Here is an 18,806-nt window from a genome sequence, read left to right on the forward strand (position 1 = left end):
ATGAACCTCTGGCTCGCGAGGCAGCGTTTTAGATGAACTTCTGCTCCGCAAGGAAGGCGGCCAGCTGCTTGCCGCCCTCGCCCTCGTCCTTGACGATCGTGCCCGCGGTGCGCGCGGGACGCTCGGCGGCGGAGTCCACCGCGGTCCAGGCGCCCTCGAGGCCGACCTCGTCGGCGTCGATCTCCAGGTCGTCCAGACCCAGCTCCTCGACCGGCTTCTTCTTGGCGGCCATGATGCCCTTGAAGGACGGGTAGCGGGCCTCGCCCGACTGGTCCGTCACGGAGACGACGGCCGGCAGGGACGCCTCCAGCTGCTCCGAGGCGGTGTCGCCGTCGCGGCGGCCGGTGACCTTGCCGTCCTCGACCTTGACCTCGGAGAGCAGGGTGACCTGCGGGACGCCCAGGCGCTCGGCCAGGATCGCGGGCAGCACGCCCATGGTGCCGTCGGTGGAGGCCATACCGGCGATGACAACGTCGTAGCCGACCTTCTCGATCGCCTTCGCCAGCACGAGCGAGGTGCCCATGACGTCGGAGCCGTGCAGGTCCTCGTCCTCGACGTGGACGGCCTTGTCGGCGCCCATGGACAGCGCCTTGCGCAGCGCGTCCCTGGCGTCCTCGGGGCCGACGGTGAGCACGGTGACCTCGGCCTCGTCCGCCTCCTCGGCGATCTGCAGCGCCTGCTCGACGGCGTACTCGTCGAGCTCGGACAGCAGGCCGTCGACCTCGTCGCGGTCGACCGTCAGGTCGTCGGCGAACTTCCGGTCGCCGGTGGCGTCCGGCACGTACTTCACACAGACAACGATCCTCAAGCTCACGCCGGCTCTCCTACTGCATCGTCATTACTGAGCTGCCTTGTCAATGGGCAGCATAGGCGCCTGAAGGGCGGGTTTTCCGGTCGGGGCGCCCGACGCCCCGGACGGGATATTACTCGCCAGTACACCCAGTTCGTTACCACTGAGCAAGCGCTCAGACGTGTGACCTTGCCAACGCCGGACGTCACGCCGGACGTCACGCCGGCCGGACCGCCCGCGGACGGCTCAGTCGCGCAGCGCGTTGAAGCGGCCCTGGTGGTACAGGAGCGGGCGGCCCTCGCCCTGCGGGTCGCCGTCGACGACCTCCGCGATGACGATCCGGTGGTCGCCGGCCGGGACCTTCGCCACCACGCGGGCCACCAGCCAGGCGAGCACGCCGTCGAGCAGCGGGACGCCCTCGGGGCCGGGCCGCCAGCGGGTCGGCGGCGCGAAGCGGTCGGCACCGCTGCGGGCGAAGGTGGCGGCGAGCGGGGCCTGGTGCTCGCCGAGTATGTGCACGCCGATGTGCTCGGCCTCGGACAGGACCGGCCAGCTGGACGAGCCGGTGCCCACCCCGAAGGAGATCAGCGCGGGCTCGGCGGCCACGGAGTTGAGGGAGGTGGCGGTGAAGCCGACGGGGCGGTCCCCGTGGGCGGTGATGACCGCGACACCGGCGGCGTGCTGCCGGAAGACGGAACGGAGGAGGTCGGAGCTGGTCTGCCGAGAGGTGCGGAGCTCGGGCGAAACCGTCATGGAATTGTCCTTCTGCGGGGGAGACGTACGGGGCCTGGGGTTACCGGACACCCGGACAGCGCGCGCTCGCGTTGCGGGCCAGGTCGACGTCGGCCCGCCCGTGGAGAAGGAGTTCTGGGGGCAGCACCCGGCCAGACTGACGATCGCCGACGTGCCGAGTCAAGCGCGGACCGCGATATGGGAGACATGTCACGGCGTCAGCGCGGGAGGTGTGTCACGGAGTCGGCGCGGGAGGCGTGTCGCGGCGTCAGACCGCGCGACCCAGGGCGGCGATGACGTCGGCCTTCCGGGGCTGCCCGGAGGCCCGGCGGACGATCCGGCCGGCGCGGTCGAGCACGAGCACGGTCGGGGTGCGCTCGATCCCGAGCGCGCGGACGAGGTCGAGCCGCTCCTCCGCGTCGATCTCGACGTGACCGACGCCCTCGACCATCGCGGCGACCTCGGCGAGGGTGCGCCGGGTGGCGCGGCAGGGCTGGCAGAAGGCGGTGGAGAACTGCACCAGCGTGGCCCGCTCCCCCAGCTCCACGCCCAGCTCGTCACTGGTCAGGGTCACTCCCGGCCGGTCCTGCATCGGTGTCGTCCCCGCTCCCGCTCCTGTGCGCGTGTCGCCGCCGGCGCCGTGCGCCGCCCCCCGTGCAGCGTCCCACGAGGCCGTTGGATTCCCGCCACCGGCCACCGGGCGTGACGAGAATCTCCCCGTACGAAGCCGTCAGGACTGGTCACCGTGGCCCACATGGGGCACGATCTGCCCAAAGCCGAAAACCTACGGCCGCGTAACTTTCCGCCGGGAGAACCCTCCCCAGGCATGAGAGAAGGGGTTCCTCCCAGATGGCAGAGCTCGTCTATCGTCCGGTCGTCGGTGCCGCCCTCACCCTGTTCAAGGCACTGGACCTGAAGATCGACACCCAGGGTTCCGAGAACATCCCGCGCACCGGCGGCGCGGTGCTGGTCAGCAACCACATCAGCTATCTGGACTTCATCTTCACGGGCCTGGCCGCCCTGCCGCAGAAGCGGCTGGTGCGCTTCATGGCGAAGGACTCGGTCTTCAAGCACAAGATCTCCGGCCCGCTGATGCGCGGCATGAAGCACATCCCGGTGGACCGCTCGCAGGGCGAGCACGCGTACCAGCACGCGCTGGAGTCGCTGAAGGCCGGCGAGATCGTGGGCGTGTTCCCCGAGGCGACCATCTCCCAGTCGTTCACGCTCAAGAGCTTCAAGTCGGGCGCAGCACGCCTGGCGCAGGAGGCCGGGGTCCCGCTGATCCCGATGGCACTGTGGGGCACCCAGCGGCTGTGGACCAAGGGCCGGCCGCGCAACTTCAAGCGCAGCCACATCCCCGTCACCATCCGGGTCGGGGAGCCGCTGGAGGCCCCCGCCGACCAGTACGCGGGGGCGATCACCCGGCGGCTGCGCGGACGCGTCCAGGAGCTGCTGGAGGCGGCGCAGCGGGCGTACCCGGTGCGTCCGAAGGACGCGGGCGACACCTGGTGGGTGCCCGCGCACCTCGGCGGCACCGCGCCGACGCCGGAAGAGGTCAAGGAGCGCGGCTGACGACCGTCCCCCGGGGCCGACGCGAGGTCACTCCGGGCTGTGCACGGTGATCCGCGCCCCGGGGCTGAGCTTCTCGAGGGCCTCGGCGAGCTCGGCGCCGGCGGCGACGAGCGCGTCCATGGTCATCGGCGCCAGCGACTCCAGCAGGAAGATCGCGTTCACCGTGGAGTCGTCGATGCGGGTGCGCGGGCCCTGGCGCCAGTTCCAGCGGCGGCAGGTGACGCCCTCCTCGTCGCACCAGACGATCTCGCCGGCGTCCGGGTGCTCGACGACCTCCTCGCCGCCGGCAGTGGTCACGAACGGCTCGTCGCCGGTGGCCCGTACGAGGCGCATGTCGCCCTTGATCCGGTCGAGGTCCTCGCCGCCGGCCGGGATCAGGTGGGCCACGCTGATCGCGTTGTAGGCGTCGACGATCCGGTTGATCCGGGGCAGTCCGCCGTCCGCGAGCGCGCGCCGCGCCAGGGCCTCGGCGGAGTTGCGGGTGCGGGACGGCTTGGCGCCGAAGGCGGTGTACGCGGCGCGCCAGGCGGCGATGTGCGGGTCCTGGTCCGGGGTCCGGCCGTCGAGCCGCTCCGTCAGCCGGCGGGCGGCCTCGTCGAGCAGGGCCGCGCTGGCGTCGTCGCTCGGCCCGTTGACGAGTCCGTGCGCCTCGACGGCGAGATGGGTGAAGCCGGGGACGAGGCCGCGGACCTCGTCGGAGACGTTGAATCGCATGCGGTCCATCCTACCGGACCGGCCGGTGCACTCCATTGCACTAACCCGTGCAAGGACGGGCCCGCCGGAGTCGGTGGACTCCGGCGGGCCCGGGCGCGGTCTCAGCCGCGCGCCATCTCTTCCTTCAGCGCCTGGAGGAACGCGTCCACGTCGTCCTCGCGGGTGTCGAAGGAGCACATCCAGCGGACGTCGCCGGCCGCCTCGTCCCAGAAGTAGAAGCGGAACCGCTCCTGGAGCCGGCGGCTGACGTCGTGCGGCAGCCGGGCGAAGACCGCGTTGGCCTGCACCGGGTAGAGGATCTCCACCCCGTCGACCTCGCGCACGCCGGCCGCGAGCCGCTGCGCCATCTCGTTGGCGTGCCGTGCGTTGCGCAGCCACAGGTCCTTGGCGAGCAGCGCCTCCAGCTGCACCGACACGAAGCGCATCTTGGAGGCGAGCTGCATGGACAGCTTGCGCAGGTGCTTCATGTGGCTGACCGCGTCCGGGTTGAGGACGACGACGGCCTCGCCGAACATCATGCCGTTCTTGGTGCCGCCGTACGAGATCACGTCGACGCCGACCGCGTTGGTGAACGCGCGCATCGGCACGTTCAGGGAGGCGGCCGCGTTGGCTATGCGGGCCCCGTCGAGGTGCACCTTCATGCCCTTGGCATGGGCGTGCTCGACGATCGCGCGGATCTCCTCCACCGTGTAGAGGGTGCCCAGTTCGGTGTTCTGGGTGATCGAGACGACCTGTGGCATCGCCCGGTGCTCGTCCTCCCAGCCCCAGGCCTGCCGGTCGATCAGCTCGGGGGTGAGCTTGCCGTCCGGGGTGGGCACGGTGAGCAGCTTCAGGCCGCCCATCCGCTCCGGGGCGCCGCCCTCGTCCACGTTGATGTGGGCGGTCTCGGCACAGATCACCGCGCCCCAGCGGTCGGTGAGCGCCTGGAGGGCGGTGACGTTCGCGCCGGTGCCGTTGAAGACCGGGAAGGCCTCGGCGGTCGGGCCGAAGTGGCTGTGCATGATCCGCTGGAGGTGGTCGGTGTACTCGTCCTCGCCGTAGGCGACCTGGTGGCCGTCGTTGGCGAGGGCGATCGCCGCGAGGATCTCCGGGTGGACGCCGGCGTAGTTGTCGCTGGCGAAACCCCGGACCGACGGGTCGTGGTGACGACGCGCGTCGGTCTTCGGGGAGGTGCCGCCGGTCACGGCTTGGGGGTCAGCCACAGACGCTGTCCATTCACTTCCGAGGCGGGCTTGTCCCAGAGCCCGGCGATGGCGTCGGCCAGTTCCTTGACGTCCGTGAAGCCCGCGAACTTCGCATTGGGGCGCTCCGCGCGCATGGCGTCGTGCACCAGTGCCTTGATCACCAGGATCGCAGCGGCCGCGTGCGGGCCGTCCTCGCCCCCCGCCTTGCGGAAGGAGTCCGCCATGGCGAGCGTCCAGGCCTCGGCCGCCGCCTTGCCGGCGTTGTACGCGGCGTTGGTGGCCACCGGCTTGTGCGCGCCGGACTGGCTGACCAGGGCGTAGCGGCCCCGGTCGCTGCGCAGCAGCGGGTCGTGGAAGGCGAGGGAGGTGTGCTGGACGGTGCGGATCAGCAGCCGCTCCAGGAAGTCCCAGTCCTTGATCTCGGTCTCGGTGAAGGAGGCGCTGCCGCGCCAGCCGCCGACGAGGTGGACCAGGCCGTCGATCCGGCCGAACTCCTTCTCGGTCTTCGCGGCCCATTCCCTGGTGGCGTCCAGGTCGAGCAGGTCGACCGTGTCGCCGGTGACCGTGGCGCCGCCGTGGGCGTACCGGGCGGCGTCCACCGCCTCCGCGAGCCGCGCCGGGTCGGCGTCGGACGCCACGACCGTGGCGCCGGCCTCCGCGAGGCGCAGCAGGGCGGCCCGGCCCGCCGGTCCGGCCGCTCCGGCGACCGCGACCACGGCGCCCTCGAGCGACCCGCCGTTTCCGTTGCCGTTCATGGGCGACGCCTCCTCCGTGTTCTCCGTACGAGTGCTCACGCGGCAGCCTGCTCGGAGCCCGCGACGCTCTTGGCAGTGATCCCCTTCGTGGCGGCGATCACACCCTTGAGCTTCTTGGAAAGGGCCTCATAGAACATGCTGAGCGGAAACTCGTCCGGAAGCACGTCGTCGACGAGCTTGCGCGGCGGCTGGGTCAGGTCCAGGGCGTCGGGGCCCTTCGCCCACTTCGAGCCGGGGTGCGGGGCGAGGTAGGTGGAGACGAGGTCGTACGCGGCGAACCAGTGGACCAGCTTCGGGCGGTCGATGCCGTCGCGGTACAGCTTCTCGATCTCGGCGCAGAGCTGGTTGGTGATCTGCGGGGCGCGCTGCCAGTCGATCTTCAGCGTGTTGTCGGTCCAGCGGATCACGTCGTGCTTGTGCAGGTACGCGAAGAGCAGCTGGCCGCCGAGACCGTCGTAGTTGCGGTTGCGGTCGCCGGTGACCGGGAAGCGGAACATCCGGTCGAAGAGGACCGCGTACTGGACGTCACGGCCGTGCGCGTTGCCCTCGGCCTCCAGCTTCACGGCCTCCTTGAAGGCGGTGAGGTCGCAGCGCAGCTCCTCCAGGCCGTACATCCAGAACGGCTGGCGCTGCTTGATCATGAACGGGTCGAACGGCAGGTCGCCGTGGCTGTGGGTGCGGTCGTGGACCATGTCCCAGAGCACGAAGGCCTGCTCGCAGCGCTTCTGGTCCTCGACCATGGCGGCGATGTCCTCGGGCAGCTCGATGCCGAGGATGTCGACGGCGGCCTCGGTGACCTTGCGGAAGCGGGCGGCCTCGCGGTCGCAGAAGATGCCTCCCCAGGTGAAGCGCTCGGGGGCCTCGCGCACGGCGATGGTCTCGGGGAAGAGGACGGCCGAGTTGGTGTCGTACCCGGCGGTGAAGTCCTCGAAGGTGATGCCGCAGAACAGCGGGTTGTCGTAGCGGGTGGCCTCCAGGTCGGAGAGCCACTCCGGCCACACCATGCGCAGGACGACCGCCTCGAGGTTGCGGTCCGGGTTGCCGTTCTGGGTGTACATCGGGAAGAGCACGAGGTGCTGCAGGCCGTCGACGCGCTGGGCGGCGGGGTGGAACTCCATCAGGGAGTCCAGGAAGTCCGGCACGCCGAAGCCGTCCCGGGCCCACTTGCGCAGGTCGGCGATGAGGGCGCGGTGGTACGCGACACCGTGCGGGACGAGCGGGGAGAGCGTCTCGACGGAGGCGACGACGCGCTCCACGGTCTCCTCGACGAGGCCGCGGGCGGGCGCGCCCTCGGCCGCGAGGTCGATGGATCCGTCGGCGGACTGCCAGGTGCGGATCTCCTCCACGGCCTTCTTGAGCTCGGGCCAGGCGGGGTGGTCGACCACGCGCTCGCCGGCCGCTATGCCCCCGCTGATCGCGTCCTGCACAAGAATTTCCGTCATGCCTCTTCCTTCACAGGAGAACCTCGTGTCAAAACACCGTATCCATCCGAGGTTCTTCAAGACAAGAGGAGGAGAAGAAATTATCCTGCCGACCCCCCATGGTCACCGTCATTTTTCCTGCCGGAGGGGGTCTCCTGTGCCCGGAAGTCCGGAATGACTCCGGGCGCCCCCCCGACCGGCCGCGCGTCCCGCGGGACCGTCAAGATCCTGCGGACGCGCCCACGGGTGGGTGAGGCGTACCGCCCCCGTGGGGCGCGCAAGGCCTGGAAGGAACGCCTCCGAAGCCCCGTGCACGACCGATGGCATCGTCGGCGCCCGGAGTTAGGCTGCGCCAGAGCCGCCACGGCGCCCGGACGGGAACCCGGGCGTGCGGACCTCGACGGCCCGGCCATCGACGGAAGCGAGAAGATCTTGAGTTTCCTCACCATCGGTCATCGCGGAGTCATGGGTGTCGAACCCGAGAACACCCTGCGGTCCTTCGTCCGCGCGGAGCACGCGGGCATGGACGTCATCGAGCTGGACCTCCACCTGAGCAAAGACGGCGCGCTCGTCGTCATGCACGACGCGGAGGTCGACCGCACCACGGACGGCACGGGGCTGATCGCGGAACTCACGCTCGGCGAGCTGCGCGGGCTCGACGCCGGGCAGGGCGAGCGGATCCCGGTCTTCGACGAGGTCCTGGACGCGGTCCGGGCCCCGCTGCAGGCGGAGATCAAGGACGAGGCGGCGGCGCGGGCCCTGGCCGAGGTCATGCTCCGGCGCGACCTGGTGGGCCGGGTGGAGGTGTCGTCGTTCCACGACGCCGCCCTCGCCGAGATCAAGGAGCTGGTGCCCGGGGTGCGGACGGCGCTGATCGCGAGCCGCTGGGACAAGGACATCGTGGACCGGGCCAAGGCAGTCGGGGCGGAGACCCTGTCCCTCAACATCCGGCGGCTCGCCCTGGAGACCGTCGAGCAGGCGCACGGCGAGGGGCTGAAGGTGATCGGCTGGGTGGTCAACACCCAGGACCATCTGCGCCTGGTCCGGGCGCTGGAGCTGGACGGCGCGGCGACCGACTACCCGGAGATCCGCCGCACCGGCCGCTTCACCGCCTGACCGGCGGCCGCGGGACTCAGACGAGTTCCTTCACCAGCAGCTCGAACTCGAGGTCGTCGCGCTGCGGCAGGCCGAAGCGCTCGTCGCCGTACGGGAACGGGGCCGTCCGTCCCGTACGGCGGTAGCCGCGCCGCTCGTAGTAGGCGATCAGCTCCTCGCGCACCGTGATCACGGTCATGTGCATCTCGGTCACCCCCCAGTCCGCGCGCGCCTGCCGCTCGGCCTCCGCGAGGATCTGCCGGCCCAGGCCGCCGCCCTGTGCACCGGGCCGGACCGCGAACATGCCGAAGTACGCCGCGTCGCCGCGGTGTTCCAGCTGGCAGCAGCCGATCAGCTCGCCGTCCCGCTCCACCAGCAGCAGCCGCGAGCCGGGCGCGGTGATGACCTGGCGCACCTGCTCGGGGTCCGTGCGCTGCCCCTGCAGGATGTCCGCCTCGGTGGTCCAGCCGGTCCTGCTGCTGTCGCCCCGGTAGGCCGACTCGACCAGCGGGACGACGGCGGCGACGTCCGCCTCGACCGCGGTCCGGTAGCTGAGCGTTCCGGTCTCCTGGGGCAGTGCGGTGTCCATGACGGCGGTGCTCTCCTCGCGGCGGCGGTGACTCACACGAGCGTAACGCCCGCCTGCGCGGCCGCCGTCGCGTGCTCCCCCCGTACCCCTCTGCGCTCGCGTAGCGGCCCGGGCGCGCGGGCATCCACCGGGCAGTGGCGGCGAGGGGGAGGTGGCGCGTGCACGGACCGGCGACGCTCGGCTGGCTGCTGGTGGCCCTGTGCGCGGCGTCCGGGGCGTACTGCCTGCTGCGGACGCGCAGCTGCACGGGCGAGGAGCGCCGGGCGGCGGGTGGCGAGGCCGTGATGGGCTTCGGGATGGCGGCGATGGCCGTACCGGCGGCCGTGTACGCGCCGCCGGCCTGGAGCTGGGCGGTGTACGCGGCGGTGTTCGGCGGCGCGGCACTGCGGGCGCTGCGGGCGGCGCGGCGCGGCGGGCACCATCTGCACCATCTGGTCGGCTCGGTGGCCATGGTCTACATGGCGCTCGCGATGGCGCTCCCGGCACAAGGAGCGCAGGGGGCGCACGCCGGGCACGGCGGGGGCACGGGGGCCGGCGGGCACGCGGCCTACGGGGCGTACGGCGAGGCGGCGGGGGTGCCGCTGCTGACCGGCGCGTTGCTTCTCTACTACACGGTGTACGTGCTGCGGTCGGGCGCGCGGCTCGTGCCGGCGGCATCCGTCGCCGCGCCGGCCGGGGGGACCTCGGCGGCCCCGGGCTGGGCCGCGAGACCGGAGCTGGCGGCGGCCTGCCGGCTGTCGATGGCGCTCGCAATGCTGGCGATGCTGCTGACGCTGTGAGGTCGGAGCGGGCGGGTGAGGGGCGGGCCGGACGCCGCAATCAAACCGTGGCGTACGTCACTTGCCGCGCGCGGGCATACCCCCGGGTGGCACCTCCTCATAGGCTGGCCGCATGGTGGTCTCTCTCACGCTGCTCGTCCTCGGCGTCGTGACCGCGGCCGTCGCTCCCCGTCTGCTCGCGCAGGCCGTCTGGGTGGAGCGCGAGCCGGTGGTGGCGCTGTGGGTGTGGCAGTGCGTGGTGGCCGCCGTCCTGACGAGCTTCGGCCTGGCGATGACGCTGAGCGCCGCCGTGGCCTGGCAGGCCGTCCGGGGGCACCTGTTCGCGTCCGCGCCGAACGGTGTCGTGGAGGCGTACGAACTGGGCGCCCACCAGCCCTGGTCCGCGCCGCTCGCGGTGGTGCTGGCCTGCGGCGGGCTGTGGACGCTCGCGATGCTCGCCCGTGAGGTGCGCCGGGCCCGCGCCCGCCGCCGGCAGCGGCGGCGCGAACTCCTGGTGCGCTCGCCGCTGTTGCCGGGCGAGGAGCGCGGCGCGGGGCCGCTGGTCGTCCTGGAGGGCGAGCGCCCGGACGCCTGGTGGCTGCCGGGCCCGTCGCCGCAGCTGGTCATCACCACCGCGGCGCTGCAGCGCCTGAAGGGGCGTCAGCTCGACGCGGTCCTGGCCCACGAGGAGGGTCACGCCCGGGCCCGGCACGACTGGCTGCTGCACTGCTCGGCGGCGCTCGCCGAGGGCTTCCCGGGCATCCCGGTCTTCGCCGCCTTCCGCGGCGAGATGCACCGCCTGGTCGAACTGGCCGCCGACGACGTGGCCTCGCGCCGGCACGGCCGGCTCACGACGGCGCTGGCGCTGGTGGAACTCAACGAGGACCGGGGCGTGTTCGGGCCCGCCTCGTCCGAGGCGCATCTGCCGCAGCGGGTGGACCGGCTCCTCTCCGCGCTGCCCCGGCTCCGGCCGGTCCAGCGGCTGCATCTGACCGCCACGGCGGCGCTGCTGCCGGTGATCCCCCTCGTCGTCGCCCTGGTTCCGGGGCTCGCCGCGCTGAACTGACCGGCACGGGACACGCCCCGCCGTTCCGGCCGAAGCGGAGGACGCCGTTCGGGTCCGTCCGCGAAGATCGGGTCATGCGCTCCTCCGCCGTGGTCTCCGGTCTGCTGTCCGTCCTGCTGCTGGTGCTCGTCGCCGCGCACTGGGCCCCGCTGGTCACGGTGGACCGGGAGGTCGCGGTGGCCCTGCACCGCAGCGCGGTCGCCGAACCGGGCTTCACGCGGCTGAACCGGATCCTCAGCGACTGGGTCTGGGACCCGTGGACGATGCGCGCGCTGCTCGCCGCGACCGTGCTGGTGCTGTGGCGGCTGCGGGAGCACCGGCTCGCGCTGTGGGCCGGTGCGGCGGGCCTGCTCACCGCGGGCGTGCAGCACGCCGTGAAGGCCCTGGTCGGGCGGGACCGCCCGTACTGGCCCGACCCCGTGGACTCGGCCCGCTTCGACGCCTTCCCGTCGAGTCACGCGATGACGGCGACGGTGACCTGCGGACTGCTGCTGTGGGTGCTGGCGCTGCACTGGCGGGACGGGTGGCGCGGCTGGAGCGTGGTGACGGTGGCGGCGCTGGTGTCCGTGCTCGGCGTCGGCTGGACCCGGGTGTACCTGGGGGTGCACTGGCCGTCCGACGTGGTCGGCGGCTGGCTGCTCGGTGTGTGCCTGGTGTGCGTCACCGTGCTCACGTACCGGTCCGGCCGGCCGCGGCCCGGCACAGGACAAACCGTAGGAGAATAGGACAAGGCCGCCTGTCCTGGACGATCCCCCGCGTCGCCCAGAACAGACGGCAGCGCCCGGCCGGCCGGGCGCGGCGGCCCGTCGGCAGGACGGGTCTGAGTATATTGGCTGGGAGCCAGTCAACGCAGGAGTCCAGCATGTCCCCGCGGAGCCCAGCGGTCAATGAAGAGCTTCGGCGGCGATCCCGCGAGCGCATTCTGCAGGCCGCCGTCGAACTCGTCGGCGAGCGCGGATACGAGGCGACGACGCTGGGAGACATCGCCGACCGGGCCGGCACGGCCCGTGGCCTGGTCTCGTACTACTTCCCCGGCAAGCGCCAGCTGCTGCAGTCCGCGGTGCACCGGCTGATGCACCTGACGCTGGAGGAGGCGCTGGAGCGCGAGCCGCGCACCGAGGACGGCCGCGAGCGGCTGGCCCGGGCCATCGACGCGATCCTCGGCCTGGCCCGCGACCGGCCGCGGCTGATGCGGACGCACATGGCGGGGATCCTGCAGGCCGAGGGATTCGTGCAGTGCCCGGAGCAGCAGCGGCTGGCCTTCCTGCTGCGGGACACGATGTCCCGGTACGGCGCGGCCGACGTGGACACCGACTACCCGCTGCTGCGGGCGCTGCTGATGGGCGCGGTGGTGGCGGTGCTGCTGCCCGGCGCGCCGATGCCGCTGCCGCGGCTGCGAGCGGAACTGTTCCAGCGCTACGGGCTGGACTGGGAGCTGGGCGTGCCGCCGGAGGGTGAACCGCCCGACGGCACGCCGGTGCGCGTGGTGCGTCAGTCCTCGAAGTCCTCGAAGTAGTCCGGCTGGGTCTGGACGTTGAGCTCGTCCATCCGGATCCGCTTCGCCGCGTCGGTGCGCGGGTCGCTGAGCTTCAGCACGTCGAAGCCCTTGGCCATGTCGTTCGAGAAGATGTGGCCGTTGTAGTAGTAGGCCGACCATGAGCCGCCGCCCCGGAGCACCTCGGTGCTGATCGGGCCGCGCTCGAAGTAGGCGATCTCGTGCGGGTTGGCGGAGTCGGTGAAGTCCCAGACGGAGACGCCGCCCTGGTACCAGGCCTGGACCATGAGGTCCTTGCCCTTGACGGGGATCAGCGAGCCGTTGTGGGCGACGCAGTTCTCGGTGTTCGCCTGGTGGCGCGGGATCTTGAAGTAGCTGCGGAACACCAGCTTGCGCTTGTCGCCCTTGCCGACGATGTCGTAGATGCCGTCGGCACCCCGGTTCGGCCCGATGACGGCGTTGCAGGTCGCGGCGCCGCCGCCGCCGAGCTCGTCGGTGAAGACGACCTTGTTCGCCTTCTGGTTGAAGGTCGCCGAGTGCCAGAACGCGAAGTTCACGTTGTCCTGGACCTGGTCGAGGATCTTCGGGTTCGCCGGGTCCGTGATGTCGAAGAGGAGGCCGTCGCCCATGCAGGCGCCGGCGGCCAGGTTCTTCGACGGCAGGACGGTGATGTCGTGGCAGCCGGTGGTCTTGGACACGCCCGGGTTGGTGGGCGAGCCCGGGTTGCCGCCGCCGTCCGGGCCCTCACCCGGGAACAGGACCGGGAAGTTGACGATCCTGGCCTGCTCGGGAGCCTTGCGCGGGACCTTGATGACCGAGATGCCGTCGTGCGGGGGCTGGCAGTCGGGGAAGGCCGCGTTCGGCGAGTACGAGGACACGTAGACGTACACGTCGCTGCGCTTGGGCACCAGCGTGTGGGTGTGGGAACCGCAGGCGGTCTCGACGGCGGCCACGTACTTGGGGTTGGCCACGTCGCTGATGTCGAAGATCTTCATGCCCTCCCAGGACGACTTCTCCGTGGCCGGCTGGGTGGTGCTGGCACAGGAGTTGTCGCTGCGGGAGGAGTCGGTGGACAGGAAGAGCAGGTCGCCGGAGACGGAGATGTCGTTCTGCGAGCCCGGGCAGAGCACCTGGGCGACCGTCTTCGGGGCCTTGGGGTCGCTGATGTCGAAGACGCGGAAGCCGTCGTAGTTGCCGGCGAAGGCGTACTTGCCCTGGAAGGCCAGGTCCGAGTTGGTGCCCGGCAGGGCGTCCTTGGGGATGTTGGTGAGGTGGGTGATGTTGTCGCTGTGGACGACCTCGTCCACGCCGGGTATCTCGCCGCTGCGGACGGCGGAGCGCGCCCCGGCGGCCTGTTCGGCGGTGACGGCGCGCTCGGTGGCGGCGTCACCGGGGTCGGGCGTGGCGGCCGCGGGTCCGGCCGCCAGCAGGGTGGCGAGCAGTCCGGCCGCGGCGGTAGCCACTGCCAGAGGTCTGCGTCGTACGCGCGTGGTACGCAACGAAGTCACGCGTCCTCCCTTGTGTCCGTTCAGAGTTGAACGGTTCCTGGACCCCGGCAGTATCTTCCTTTTCATGGACATCTCAATAGATGGCAACACAGTCGTCATGAAGGTTTTTGCCCGACGCTCCTGACGCAGACATGAGTTGGTCCCCCTCGGTCCCCGTCCGTCCCGCTCGTCCCGCCCACTTCGGAGGTCGTCTTGTCGAAGCGCCCGGTCCCCACCGCAGCCCTCGTGTCCGCGGGTCTGCTCGCCGCGCTCCTCCTCGCCGGCTGCGACGCGGCCCCCTCCGACGCGGGGCCGCAGGCCGGCAAGGGTGCGGGGGTCATCGCGCCGGGCAAGCCCGGCGAGGCGGCCCGGACGCTCTCCCCGCAGGAGGCGCAGCGCGCCCTCCCCGACGAGCGGCCGAACGCCGCGGACCGCCGGTACGCGACGATGATGATCGAGCACCACCGGCAGGCCCTGACCATGACCGCGCTGGTGCCGGAACGGGCCTCATCGGACCAGGTCAAGAAGCTGGCGGCGCGGATCACGGCGGCGCAGCAGCCGGAGATCGCCGCCATGGAGGGCTGGCTGAAAACGAACGGTGGCGCGGGAGGCCACGGCGCCCACGACCACGGGACGATGCCCGGCATGGCGACCGAGGCGCAGCTCGCCCGACTGAAGGCGGCGAAGGGCGGGGCCTTCGACGACCTGTTCCTGGAGCTGATGATCGTCCACCACGAGGGGGCGGTGACCATGGCCGCGCAGGTGCTGTCCGAGGGGAACAACGTGCTCGTCGAGGAGATGGCCAACGACGTGATCGCGCAGCAGACGGCCGAGATCAACCGGATGCGCTCGATGTAGCGGCGGGGGCGGCGGGCGCGGCCGTAGGGACCGCGCCGGGCCCCGTACGGCGGCTCCCGGGCGCCGGTCCGCGGTGCGATGCTGGAAACCCCGGGAAGGAGCGTCCCGTGCTTCGCGTCGCAGTCGTCGGCTCGGGTCCGAGCGGCGTGTACACCGCGCAGTCCCTGGTCCAGCAGGACCGGGTCCCCGGGGTGCGCGTCGACGTCCTGGACCGGCTGCCGTGCCCGTACGGCCTGGTGCGCTACGGGGTCGCCCCCGACCACGAGAAGATCAAGTCGCTGCAGAACAGCCTGCGCACCGTCCTGGAGGACGAGCGGATCCGCTTCCTCGGCAACGTCGAGGTCGGCGCGCGCGGGCTGACCCCGGCCCGGCTCCTGGAGCTCTACCACGCGGTCGTGTACTGCGTGGGCGCGGCCCGCGACCGGCGGCTCGGGGTGCCCGGCGAGGACCTCGCCGGAAGCTGGTCGGCGACCGAGTTCGTCGCCTGGTACAGCGCCCACCCGGACGCGGCGGGCAGCGGCTTCGGGCTCGGCGCGCGCTCCGCCGTGGTGATCGGGGCGGGCAACGTGGCGGTCGACGTCACCCGCATGCTGGCCCGCGGCGCCGACGAGCTGCGGACCACGGACGTGCCGCAGGGCGCGCTCGCCGCGCTGGAGCACAGCGGGATCCGCGAGGTGCAGATGGTGGCCCGGCGCGGCCCGGGGCAGGCCCGGTTCACCACGAAGGAGCTGCGCGAACTGGGCACCCTGCCCGGGGCGTCGGTCTGGGTGGACCCGGCGGAACTGGCGCTCGACCCCTCGTTCGCCGACCCCTCGGCGCTGCCGGCGGTGAACCGGCGCAACCTGGAGGTCGTACGCGGCTGGGCGGCCGAGCCGGACCGGGCCGCGCGCGCCCGCGGACGGCGCATCGGCCTGCGGTTCTTCCTGCGGCCGGTGGAGGTGCTCGGCGAGGACGGGCGGGTGGCGGGGGTGCGGTTCGAACGCACGGCGCCGGACGGCTCCGGGGGCGTGCGGGGCACGGGCGCGTACGAGGACGTGGAGGCGCAGTTGGTGCTGCGGGCGGTCGGGTACCGGGGCGTCGCGCTGCCGGGGCTGCCGTTCGACGAGACGCGCGGGACGGTGCCGCACCTGGCGGGGCGCGTGGTGCGGGACGGGGCCGCGTCGCCCGGCGAGTACGTGGCCGGGTGGATCAAGCGCGGCCCGACCGGGGTGATCGGCACGAACCGGCCGTGCGCGAAGGAGACCGCCGCCTCGCTGCTCGCGGACGCCCCGGACCTGGCGGCGAGGACGGTGGCGGCGGACCCGGTCACCGCCCTGCGGGAGCTGGGCCACGAGCCGGTGACCTGGCCGGGCTGGATCGCGATCGAGCGCGCGGAGGCGGAACTGGGCCGCTCTCTGGGCCGGCCGCCGGTGAAAATCCCGGACTGGGAGGGCCTGCGGACGGCGGCGAGGGCGGGGGCTGGCTCCTAATCGGCGACGCCCTGCGGGACGCGGTCGTCCTGGGAGGCGGCCGCGGCCAGGACGCCGTCCAGGAGGCCGGGGAAGAGCGCGTCGAGGTCGGAGCGGCGCAGGCCGTTCATCTTCGCCGTGCCCCGGTAGTCCTGCCGGATCACGCCGCTCTCCCGCAGGACGCGGAAGTGGTGGGTGCAGGTCGACTTGGTGATCGGCAGGACGAAGTACGAGCAGCTCAACTCGGACTCCGAGGCGGCCAGTTCGCGCACGATCCGGAGCCGGACCGGGTCCGCGAGCGCATGGAGCACGCTCTCCAGTCGGATCTCGTCCCGCGCGGGGTGGTCGAGGGCGCGGGCGGCTGCGGCGGTCACGGCGTCTCCAGTTCGTCCGGGGCGACGGTGCTGCTTCGATGTCGGGCGACGGTTCCATTGTACGAGAGTCTTCGTAGTTTGACAGACGCCGTACTACGATGGCTATCGTACGAAGAGTCCGTCGGGCCCGTCCGACGGCCCCCCGGTCCCGCCCCGCAGATGGAGTCCGCCATGAGCGCCGCCCTGTTCGAGCCGTACACCCTCCGTTCGGTGACCTTCCCCAACCGCGTCTGGATGGCCCCGATGTGCCAGTACTCGGCGGAGGTGACCGGTCCGGACGCGGGCGTGGCCGGCGACTGGCACTTCGCCCACTACGCCGCCCGCGCCGCCGGCGGCACCGGCCTGATCCTGGTCGAGGCGACCGCGGTCTCCCCCGAGGGACGGATCAGCCCCGCGGACCTCGGCATCTGGAACGACACCCAGGTCGCCGCGCTGCGCCGCATCACCGGCTTCCTGGAGCAGCAGGGCACCGTGCCCGGCATCCAGCTCGCGCACGCCGGCCGCAAGGCCTCGACCGACCGCCCGTGGAAGGGCGGCGCCCCGCTCGGCCCGGACGCCGACGGCTGGCAGCCCCTCGGCCCGAGCCCCGTGGCGTACGACGAGCGCCACCCGGTCCCGACCGAGCTGTCCACGGACGGGATCCGGGACATCGTCGGCCGGTTCGCCGACGCCGCCCGCCGCGCCCTGGACGCCGGCTTCCGGGTCGCCGAGATCCACGGCGCCCACGGCTACCTGATCGGTGAGTTCCTCTCCCCGCACTCCAACACGCGCACCGACGCGTACGGCGGCTCCTTCGAGAACCGCACCCGCTTCGCGCTCGAGGTCGTCGACGCCGTCCGCGCCGTCTGGCCCGAGGAACTGCCGCTGTTCTTCCGCATCTCGGCCACCGACTGGCTGGAGGAGAACGGCTGGACCGCCGACGACACCGTCCGCTTCGCCGCGCTCCTGAAGGACCACGGCGTGGACCTCCTGGACGTCTCCACCGGCGGCAACGCGGCGGGCGTCCGCATTCCCGTGGGCCCGGGCTACCAGGTCCCGTTCGCCGCCCGCGTCCGCCAGGAGACCGGTCTGCCCGTGGCCGCGGTCGGCCTGATCACGGAGCCCGCCCAGGCCGAGAAGATCGTCGCCAACGGCGAGGCCGACGCGGTGCTCCTCGGCCGCGAACTGCTGCGCAACCCGTACTGGGCCCGCCACGCGGCCCGCGAGCTCGGCGGCGAGGTCGCCGTGCCGGCCCCCTACCACCGGGCCTGAACACGCCCGCGACCTGCCGGAACGCCGGGCCGGGACGCCGTTGTCAGTGGGCGGGTGCAGACTTGCCCGTATCCACGACAACGGCGTCGTTCCGGAGGTTTCGACCATGTCCGACGTACTGCTCACCGTAGGCACCCGCAAGGGTCTGTTCCTCGGCCGCCGGCGCGGCGGCCGCTGGGACTTCGACGGCCCCCACTTCAACGCGCAGGCCGTGTACGCGGTCGCGATCGACACCCGGCGCGACACGCCCCGCCTGCTCGTCGGGGGCGACAGCTCGCACTGGGGCCCGTCGGTCTTCCGGTCGGACGATCTGGGCACCACCTGGACCGAGCCGAAACAGCCGGCCGTCAAGTTCCCGCAGGACACCGGGGCTTCGCTGGAGCGCGTCTGGCAGCTGCACCCGGCGGGCCGCGACGAGCCCGACGTGGTGTACGCGGGGACGGAGCCGGCCGCGCTCTTCAAGTCGGTCGACGGCGGTGAGTCGTTCGAGCTGATCCGGCCGCTCTGGGAGCATCCGACGCGCGCCAAGTGGGCACCGGGCGGCGGCGGTGAGGCCGTGCACACGGTGGTCACCGATCCGCGGGACCCCGAGTCCGTGACGGTCGCCGTCTCGGCGGCCGGCGTCTTCCGCTCCCGGGACGGCGGCGCGAGCTGGGCCCCGTCCAACAAGGGGGTCTCGGCGGTCTTCCTGCCCGACCCCAACCCGGAGTTCGGCCAGTGCGTCCACAAGGTCGCGCGGGACGCGGTCGACGAGGACCGGCTCTACCTGCAGAACCACTGGGGCGTGTACCGCAGCGACGACGCGGGCGCGAGCTGGACGGACATCGGCGCGGGGCTGCCGTCCACGTTCGGCTTCGCCGTCGCCGCCCACCCGCACCGCGGGGACACCGCGTACGTCTTCCCCATCAACGCCGACGAGGACCGCGTCCCGGCCGGCCGGCGCTGCCGGGTCTACCGCACCACCGACGCCGGCGCGAGCTGGGAGCCGCTGTCCTCCGGGCTGCCGCAGGGCGACCACTACGGCACGGTGCTGCGCGACGCCCTGCGCACCGACGACGCGAACCCGACCGGCGTCTACTTCGGCAACCGGAACGGCGAGGTGTACGCCAGCGCGGACGACGGCGACACCTGGCAGCTCCTGGCCGAGCACCTGCCCGACGTGCTCTGCGTCAGAGCCGCGGTGATCGGCTGAGCGCCGCGGAGGTCCTGCGGCGGGC

20 protein-coding genes are annotated in these 18,806 nt (G+C 72.4%); 10 read left to right on the top strand and 10 right to left on the bottom strand.

What is annotated here, in order from left to right; all coding sequences use genetic code 11:
- Positions 1-28 precede the first annotated feature (28 nt).
- The 3 genes from ACNJ93_RS02570 to ACNJ93_RS02580 all read right to left on the bottom strand — a co-directional run bounded on the left by ACNJ93_RS02570 (position 29) and on the right by ACNJ93_RS02580 (position 2,114).
- Positions 29-814, bottom strand: coding sequence for an electron transfer flavoprotein subunit beta/FixA family protein (locus ACNJ93_RS02570; RefSeq protein ID WP_418955657.1), 786 nt, complete (start codon positions 812-814; stop codon positions 29-31).
- A gap of 222 nt (positions 815-1,036) precedes the next feature.
- Positions 1,037-1,543: a flavin reductase family protein gene (locus tag ACNJ93_RS02575; protein ID WP_418955658.1), complete on the bottom strand. Its 507-nt coding sequence runs from the start codon at positions 1,541-1,543 to the stop codon at positions 1,037-1,039.
- Between the two features lie 247 nt (positions 1,544-1,790).
- Positions 1,791-2,114 (bottom strand): TlpA family protein disulfide reductase, encoded by a 324-nt coding sequence (locus ACNJ93_RS02580; protein ID WP_418955659.1) that lies wholly within the window; start codon positions 2,112-2,114, stop codon positions 1,791-1,793.
- 257 nt (positions 2,115-2,371) lie between these two features.
- Between ACNJ93_RS02580 and ACNJ93_RS02585 the strand changes: the two genes are divergently transcribed.
- Positions 2,372-3,094: a lysophospholipid acyltransferase family protein gene (locus tag ACNJ93_RS02585; RefSeq protein ID WP_418955660.1), complete on the top strand. Its 723-nt coding sequence runs from the start codon at positions 2,372-2,374 to the stop codon at positions 3,092-3,094.
- 27 nt (positions 3,095-3,121) lie between these two features.
- Here the strand turns inward: ACNJ93_RS02585 and ACNJ93_RS02590 are convergent, their stop codons facing one another.
- The 4 genes from ACNJ93_RS02590 to ACNJ93_RS02605 all read right to left on the bottom strand — a co-directional run bounded on the left by ACNJ93_RS02590 (position 3,122) and on the right by ACNJ93_RS02605 (position 7,189).
- Positions 3,122-3,808: a B3/4 domain-containing protein gene (locus tag ACNJ93_RS02590; protein WP_418955661.1), complete on the bottom strand. Its 687-nt coding sequence runs from the start codon at positions 3,806-3,808 to the stop codon at positions 3,122-3,124.
- A gap of 101 nt (positions 3,809-3,909) precedes the next feature.
- A complete protein-coding gene (locus ACNJ93_RS02595; RefSeq protein WP_418955662.1) occupies positions 3,910-5,010 on the bottom strand; it encodes a threonine aldolase family protein in 1,101 nt (366 codons plus the stop codon).
- A complete protein-coding gene (locus tag ACNJ93_RS02600) occupies positions 4,989-5,747 on the bottom strand; it encodes an SDR family NAD(P)-dependent oxidoreductase (RefSeq protein ID WP_418955663.1) in 759 nt (252 codons plus the stop codon). Before ACNJ93_RS02600 ends, ACNJ93_RS02595 begins: the two co-directional genes overlap by 22 nt.
- Positions 5,748-5,782: 35 nt before the next feature.
- Positions 5,783-7,189: a DUF6421 family protein gene (locus tag ACNJ93_RS02605; RefSeq protein ID WP_418955664.1), complete on the bottom strand. Its 1,407-nt coding sequence runs from the start codon at positions 7,187-7,189 to the stop codon at positions 5,783-5,785.
- Between the two features lie 411 nt (positions 7,190-7,600).
- Here ACNJ93_RS02605 and ACNJ93_RS02610 point away from each other — a divergent pair, with 411 nt between their 5' ends.
- On the top strand, positions 7,601-8,284 hold the full coding sequence (locus ACNJ93_RS02610; protein ID WP_418955665.1) for a glycerophosphodiester phosphodiesterase: 684 nt from the start codon (positions 7,601-7,603) through the stop codon (positions 8,282-8,284).
- 16 nt (positions 8,285-8,300) lie between these two features.
- Here the strand turns inward: ACNJ93_RS02610 and ACNJ93_RS02615 are convergent, their stop codons facing one another.
- A complete protein-coding gene (locus ACNJ93_RS02615; RefSeq protein WP_418955666.1) occupies positions 8,301-8,852 on the bottom strand; it encodes a GNAT family N-acetyltransferase in 552 nt (183 codons plus the stop codon).
- Positions 8,853-9,010: 158 nt separating this feature from the next.
- Here ACNJ93_RS02615 and ACNJ93_RS02620 point away from each other — a divergent pair, with 158 nt between their 5' ends.
- The 4 genes from ACNJ93_RS02620 to ACNJ93_RS02635 all read left to right on the top strand — a co-directional run bounded on the left by ACNJ93_RS02620 (position 9,011) and on the right by ACNJ93_RS02635 (position 12,192).
- Positions 9,011-9,631 carry a DUF5134 domain-containing protein gene (locus ACNJ93_RS02620; RefSeq protein ID WP_418955667.1) on the top strand — a complete coding sequence of 207 codons (621 nt, stop codon included), beginning with the start codon at positions 9,011-9,013 and terminating at the stop codon, positions 9,629-9,631.
- 112 nt (positions 9,632-9,743) lie between these two features.
- Positions 9,744-10,676 carry a M56 family metallopeptidase gene (locus ACNJ93_RS02625; protein ID WP_418955668.1) on the top strand — a complete coding sequence of 311 codons (933 nt, stop codon included), beginning with the start codon at positions 9,744-9,746 and terminating at the stop codon, positions 10,674-10,676.
- Positions 10,677-10,750: 74 nt separating this feature from the next.
- Positions 10,751-11,401: a phosphatase PAP2 family protein gene (locus tag ACNJ93_RS02630; protein ID WP_418955669.1), complete on the top strand. Its 651-nt coding sequence runs from the start codon at positions 10,751-10,753 to the stop codon at positions 11,399-11,401.
- 137 nt (positions 11,402-11,538) lie between these two features.
- Positions 11,539-12,192, top strand: coding sequence for a TetR/AcrR family transcriptional regulator (locus ACNJ93_RS02635; RefSeq protein WP_418955670.1), 654 nt, complete (start codon positions 11,539-11,541; stop codon positions 12,190-12,192).
- Here ACNJ93_RS02635 and ACNJ93_RS02640 read toward each other — a convergent pair.
- Positions 12,168-13,679 carry an LVIVD repeat-containing protein gene (locus ACNJ93_RS02640; protein ID WP_418955671.1) on the bottom strand — a complete coding sequence of 504 codons (1,512 nt, stop codon included), beginning with the start codon at positions 13,677-13,679 and terminating at the stop codon, positions 12,168-12,170. The genes ACNJ93_RS02635 and ACNJ93_RS02640 overlap by 25 nt on opposite strands.
- A gap of 192 nt (positions 13,680-13,871) precedes the next feature.
- Between ACNJ93_RS02640 and ACNJ93_RS02645 the strand changes: the two genes are divergently transcribed.
- Positions 13,872-14,516 (top strand): DUF305 domain-containing protein, encoded by a 645-nt coding sequence (locus tag ACNJ93_RS02645; RefSeq protein WP_418955672.1) that lies wholly within the window; start codon positions 13,872-13,874, stop codon positions 14,514-14,516.
- Between the two features lie 107 nt (positions 14,517-14,623).
- The gene (locus tag ACNJ93_RS02650) at positions 14,624-15,985 is read left to right on the top strand and encodes an FAD-dependent oxidoreductase (RefSeq protein ID WP_418955673.1); all 1,362 of its coding nucleotides are present in this window, start codon (positions 14,624-14,626) and stop codon (positions 15,983-15,985) included.
- On the opposite strand, the gene ACNJ93_RS02655 is transcribed toward ACNJ93_RS02650, so the two are convergent.
- The gene (locus tag ACNJ93_RS02655) at positions 15,982-16,338 is read right to left on the bottom strand and encodes an ArsR/SmtB family transcription factor (RefSeq protein ID WP_418955674.1); all 357 of its coding nucleotides are present in this window, start codon (positions 16,336-16,338) and stop codon (positions 15,982-15,984) included. The two genes, ACNJ93_RS02650 and ACNJ93_RS02655, sit on opposite strands and share 4 nt — an antisense overlap.
- Before the next feature lie 159 nt (positions 16,339-16,497).
- Between ACNJ93_RS02655 and ACNJ93_RS02660 the strand changes: the two genes are divergently transcribed.
- Together ACNJ93_RS02660 and ACNJ93_RS02665 are read left to right on the top strand one after the other, a co-directional pair.
- The gene (locus tag ACNJ93_RS02660) at positions 16,498-17,589 is read left to right on the top strand and encodes an NADH:flavin oxidoreductase/NADH oxidase (RefSeq protein WP_418955675.1); all 1,092 of its coding nucleotides are present in this window, start codon (positions 16,498-16,500) and stop codon (positions 17,587-17,589) included.
- 106 nt (positions 17,590-17,695) lie between these two features.
- Positions 17,696-18,781, top strand: a complete 1,086-nt coding sequence (locus ACNJ93_RS02665; protein WP_418955676.1) for a WD40/YVTN/BNR-like repeat-containing protein — start codon at positions 17,696-17,698, stop codon at positions 18,779-18,781.
- The last annotated feature ends 25 nt before the right edge of the window (positions 18,782-18,806 follow it).

Source organism: Streptomyces tritici (assembly GCF_048500665.1).
Lineage (GTDB): Bacteria > Actinomycetota > Actinomycetes > Streptomycetales > Streptomycetaceae > Streptomyces > Streptomyces tritici.